We start from the raw sequence: 4,993 nt of genomic DNA, 5'->3' as shown, positions 1-4,993 counted from the left end.
ATGGTTTCATTATTCGCCTCAAAAAACAATAAATCCATTAAATTCAGTTTATCAGCTTTGTTATTGGTTACTTCGCTGATTATTGTTTTGGGAACCATGCACTTCAGCGGGAAGACAATTCATTTTATACATCTTTTCAGAATTGATAGCCCGTTTCATTACCTATTGGGTCCGGTAATGTATTTTTATACCTTATCGGTTTTAAATCCGAATTTTAAGTACCGTTGGATTGATTTAGTACATCTTTTACCTTTTGTTTTAAATTTCATTGAGTTTATGCCGTTTTACACAAGTCCTGCAGCAGTAAAACTAGACTATTATGAAGAGTTCAGAATCAAAGGCAGTGTAATTATACCCCTCCATTATTTACTGAAGACCATTTTATTTTCGATTTATTTTGTGGCTCAGTTTTTCTTACTAAAAAAATATCGTCTCTTAGAAATTAGAAAAAATAAACCAAATTTCTATTTGGTTTCTTGGTTTTTGATTAATATGAGCAGTCAACTCATATTGATTTTTGGAGTTTTCATTGATCACATTACCGGTCTGAAATTGTTTGAAGACCCTTATCGATTTGCAATGACGATGATTACTTTTTTTCATTATTCAGTTGTCTTAGGTTTATTATTTATTCCCAATTTATTTTACGGAATGGTTTCAACTGAAAAAGAGCCCAAAGAAAAATACAGTTCCTCTAAACTTTCAGAAACGGAAAAAAGTAAAATAATTAATCTATTAAAGGATTTTATTAAAAGGGATGACAAGCCTTATTTGAATGAAAAAATATCCCTTACTGAAGTATCAAAGTTGCTGAAAGTAAGTCCACAACATCTTTCTCAGGTGATTAATGAAAAAACAAACCGCAACTTCAATGATTTTATCAATTCCTATCGTATTGAAGAAGCTAAGAACATACTTATATCCACCTCCTTTTCAAAACTTACCATTGACGCAATTGCTCAGAAAGCCGGATTTAATTCAAAATCAGTATTTTATACGGCTTTTAAAAAACATACAGGAATAACTCCCAAAGAATTTATTACTTTAAATTCTCAGGAATCATTTGCTCCAACCCATTAAATTCTATTTTTGGTTGTACCCCAATCGTCGCAACTGAAAGGCATTGCTACGCCAATCTTTGCTGACTTTTACATACAATTCGATATGAATTTGTTTACCGAAGAATTTTTCTAAATCGTGACGCGATTGCATCCCTACTCTTTTTAAGGCCTCGCCTTTATGGCCAATAATGATTCCTTTTTGCGTATCGCGTTCAACCATAATGATGGAACGAATTCGGATGATGTTTTCATCTTCAATAAATTCTTCGGTTTCTACCTCCACAGCATACGGAATTTCTTTGTCGTAATTCAGTAAGATTTTCTCTCGAATAGTTTCGTTGACAAAAAAACGTTCGGGTTTATCGGTCAACATGTCTTTTGGGTAGTAAGGTGGTGATTCCGGGAGCAGTTCCAAAATACGATTAAAGACCTCTTTTACGTTGAAATTTTCTAAGGCAGAGATGGCTATTATTTCGGCATTTGGCACTTTTTCCTGCCACATTGCCACTTGTTCTTCCAATTGTTCTTGGTTAGATTTGTCAATTTTATTTAACAACAACAACACCGGGATATCGGAATGGATGATTTTATTAAAAAAAGCTTCATCTTTTAATTCTTTCTCCCCAATCTCTACCATATACAACAACACATCAGCATCTTCAAAGGCAGACTTTACAAATTGCATCATCGATTCCTGCATTTCGTAGGCCGGTTTGATAATTCCGGGTGTATCCGATAAAACCACTTGAAAATCTTCCCCATTCACAATTCCGAGAATACGGTGACGTGTGGTTTGAGCTTTTGAAGTAATAATGGATAACTTCTCCCCAATAAATGCATTCATTAACGTTGATTTTCCAACGTTCGGATTTCCGATGATATTGACGAACCCTGCTTTGTGTGACATGTAAAATCTTTTTGTAAAGGTAGGGATTCTAGAGGAATCTTTTCAACTATTCCTAGCTACTAACTCTTGCACTATTTAGCCAAAAAAAAACCATCCGAATGGGATGGCTTCATTAAATCTATTACGATTGAAATTACTCAGCAGCAACCAATTTACTGGCACTACGGTATAAGAATTCATTATAAATGTGTCTACGGGCAAAACGAGCCGGAGATTCTGCATTCACCAATTTGATGTAGGTTACTTTTGGAACACCAAAATATTCAAACGTGTTTCCGTCTAAAAAGTTAATGTACAATACCCCATTCTCAAAATAGAAATCCATTATTCCCGAAGTAGTCGTCGTTTTTACATACTCGTCTTTTACTTTTTCCTGCGTTTCCGGAGCAATACTTACTAAAAAATGGTAAGCTTCAATGACGGCTTTACTTTTTTCCTCCGCAGCATGGCGTTCATCAGCATCCGCAATGGTGTCGGGATGACTGTCTTTCATACTGTTTCTGTAAATTGTTTTCAGTTCTTTCAGCGTGGCTGTTTTTGTTACTTCAAGCAGTTTTCGGTATTCTGCAATTTTTTTTGAATTCATAAGTTGACTTTACAAACATGCTTTCCCACGTTTTTAATTTTTTTTGCAAAAGTAATTGTTTTTTTAATTCAATCCTAACTTGTGTGATCTTCTTTCTTTTGGAACAAAATTTATATTAAGATTAAGAATTTGAATACGTTAAATTGATAATTTTACCGTCTTGCTAATGTGAATATCCTTCTGTTTTTATATTTAATACAACTATGAGCTTTATTTTTAAATCTGTTGATACTGTTGATACAATAAGTCGTGAAGATTTCAAGAAGAACTACTTAGATCCCAGAAAACCCTTAATTATTAAAAACTTATCCAAAGATTGGCCTGCGAGAGAGAAATGGACGTTGGATTATTTTAAAGAAATTGCGGGTGATCTTCAAGTTGATTTGGTGGATAATTCTAAAGCAGATCCTTCCAAAGCAATCAATGCAAAACTGGCCAGCATGAAATTTGGTGACTATTTAGATTTAATCAAACGGGAGCCTACCGAACTTCGCATCTTTTTCCTGAATTTATTTAAGCATTCTCCGGAATTATTAAAGGACATCAAAATTCCAAAAGAGTTGATGGGTGGTTTTATTGAAAGCATGCCTGCCATGTTTTTTGGTGGTACCAAAGCAATCACTTTTTTACATTACGACATCGATTTGCCCCATTTGTTTCACACGCATTTTGGCGGCAGAAAACACATTATCCTTTTTGACAATAAATGGAAAAAGCGATTGTATTGCATTCCGAATACTACCTACGCCTTAGAAGATTATGATGTAGCCAACCCTGATTTTGAAAAGTTTCCCGCATTGAAAGGAGTGGAAGGCTATGAAGTCTTTTTAGAACATGGCGACACCTTGTTCATGCCTACAGGCATGTGGCATTGGATGCGGTATATTGACGGCTCTTTTTCGTTAACATTGCGGGCTTGGGATAAATCGCTTTCCAGAAAAATGGCAAGTTTGTGTAGCTTGTTTATGCATGGTGCCGTGGACAGTTTGTTAAAAATGACTTTTAAAGCAAAGTATGCTCATTGGCGAGAAAAGCTAGCCGTAACAATTGCTGAAAAAGCGTATCGAAACGGAAATCCGAAATAAGTGATTAAAATTTATTGTCAGTTTTCACCATTCTTTTGAAAAACAAACAAAAAGGCTCCCGAATCTTTTCCTGTGGTTCCAGTTAATAAAGAGGGTTACTGTGGTTTTTAAAGGTAGGTATAAGTAGTTTCTTGCTTCGGAGGTTTGTCATGCTGATGCAGGAGGAATTGCATTATATATTCGCGGTTAGGTGGCTTTGTATTGTGCTGATTTTGTTTGCCCCGACCCTAAAGGGAGCCAAAATCAGGGGGTTTATGGTTATATTGTTTTTAGTAGGTATAATGTGCTGGGGGTTCATGGTTATATGGCTTTCGTTACTAGTTTTTTTACCTCACCCCGACCCTCTCCAAAGGAGAGGGAGCCAAACCGCAGAGGATTCTGTGGAACATTGTCTATTGGTTTACTTTTGGGTTACTAAAGTTTTTAAAAGTGGGGATATGTAATTTTTTGCTACGGAGTTGTGTCATGCCGACGAAGGAGGTATCGCATTATATATTCGCGGTTATTTGGTTTTTATATTGGCCTGATTTTGTTTGCCCCAACCCTAAAGGGAGCAAAATCAGCTTATCAATTTTCATTAGATAATTTGTTCAAAGCACGGTTTTTTTCCACCCTTTAGGGTTGGGGAAAGAAAAAAACAATAGGAACTGCTGATTTTGTTTTGCCCCAACCCTAAAGGGAGCAAAATCAGGGGGTTTATGGTTATATTGTTTTTAGTAGGTATAATGTGCTGGGGGTTCATGGTTATATGGCTTTCGTTACTAGTTTTTTTACCTCACCCCGACCCTCTCCAAAGGAGAGGGAGCCAAACCGCAGAGGATTCTGTGGAACATTGTCTATTGGTTTACTTTTGGGTTACTAAAGTTTTTAAAAGTGGGGATATGTAATTTTTTGCTACGGAGTTGTGTCATGCCGACGAAGGAGGTATCGCATTATATATTCGCGGTTATTTGGTTTTTATATTGGCCTGATTTTGTTTGCCCCAACCCTAAAGGGAGCAAAATCAGCTTATCAATTTTCATTAGATAATTTGTTCAAAGCACGGTTTTTTTCCACCCTTTAGGGTTGGGGAAAGAAAAAAACAATAGGAACTGCTGATTTTGTTTTGCCCCAACCCTAAAGGGAGCAAAATCAGGGGGTTTATGGTTATATTGTTTTTAGTAGGTATAATGTGCTGGGGGTTCATGGTTATATGGCTTTCGTTACTAGTTTTTTTACCTCACCCCAACCCTCTCCAAAGGAGAGGGAGCCAAACCGCAGAGGATTCTGTGGAACATTGTCTATTGGTTTACTTTTGGGTTACTAAAGTTTTTAATGGTAGGTATAAGTAGTTTCTTGCTTCGGAGGTTTGTCA

At 36.2% G+C, this 4,993-nt stretch carries 4 protein-coding genes; 2 read left to right on the top strand and 2 right to left on the bottom strand.

The genetic code is table 11. The features are described 5' to 3' along the window. Window positions 1-1,080 (top strand): helix-turn-helix domain-containing protein (locus tag ACIQ2Z_RS12540; protein WP_396184506.1); only part of this gene is annotated, 1,080 nt, incomplete at its 5' end. 3 nt (window positions 1,081-1,083) lie between these two features. On the opposite strand, the gene era is transcribed toward ACIQ2Z_RS12540, so the two are convergent. Both era and ACIQ2Z_RS12530 read right to left on the bottom strand, forming a co-directional pair. Continuing rightward, window positions 1,084-1,968, bottom strand: a complete 885-nt coding sequence (era, locus tag ACIQ2Z_RS12535) for a GTPase Era (protein ID WP_396184505.1) — start codon at window positions 1,966-1,968, stop codon at window positions 1,084-1,086. Between the two features lie 133 nt (window positions 1,969-2,101). Continuing rightward, window positions 2,102-2,554 (bottom strand): KTSC domain-containing protein, encoded by a 453-nt coding sequence (locus tag ACIQ2Z_RS12530; protein WP_396184503.1) that lies wholly within the window; start codon window positions 2,552-2,554, stop codon window positions 2,102-2,104. 203 nt (window positions 2,555-2,757) lie between these two features. Here ACIQ2Z_RS12530 and ACIQ2Z_RS12525 point away from each other — a divergent pair, with 203 nt between their 5' ends. Further along, complete coding sequence (locus ACIQ2Z_RS12525; RefSeq protein ID WP_396184502.1) at window positions 2,758-3,639, top strand: cupin-like domain-containing protein; 882 nt, start codon at window positions 2,758-2,760, stop codon at window positions 3,637-3,639. Window positions 3,640-4,993 lie beyond the last annotated feature (1,354 nt).

This window comes from Flavobacterium sp. (genome assembly GCF_044361015.1).
GTDB lineage: Bacteria > Bacteroidota > Bacteroidia > Flavobacteriales > Flavobacteriaceae > Flavobacterium.
This window is presented reverse-complemented; position numbering and strand designations above follow the sequence as displayed.

Bases quoted from the DNA above. Each gene is read 5' to 3' on its own strand.
- ACIQ2Z_RS12530 (WP_396184503.1), bottom strand. From the start codon at position 2,554: ATGAATTCAAAAAAAATTGCAGAATACCGAAAACTGCTTGAAGTAACA.
- era (WP_396184505.1), bottom strand. From the start codon at position 1,968: ATGTCACACAAAGCAGGGTTCGTCAATATCATCGGAAATCCGAACGTT.
- ACIQ2Z_RS12525 (WP_396184502.1), top strand. From the start codon at position 2,758: ATGAGCTTTATTTTTAAATCTGTTGATACTGTTGATACAATAAGTCGT.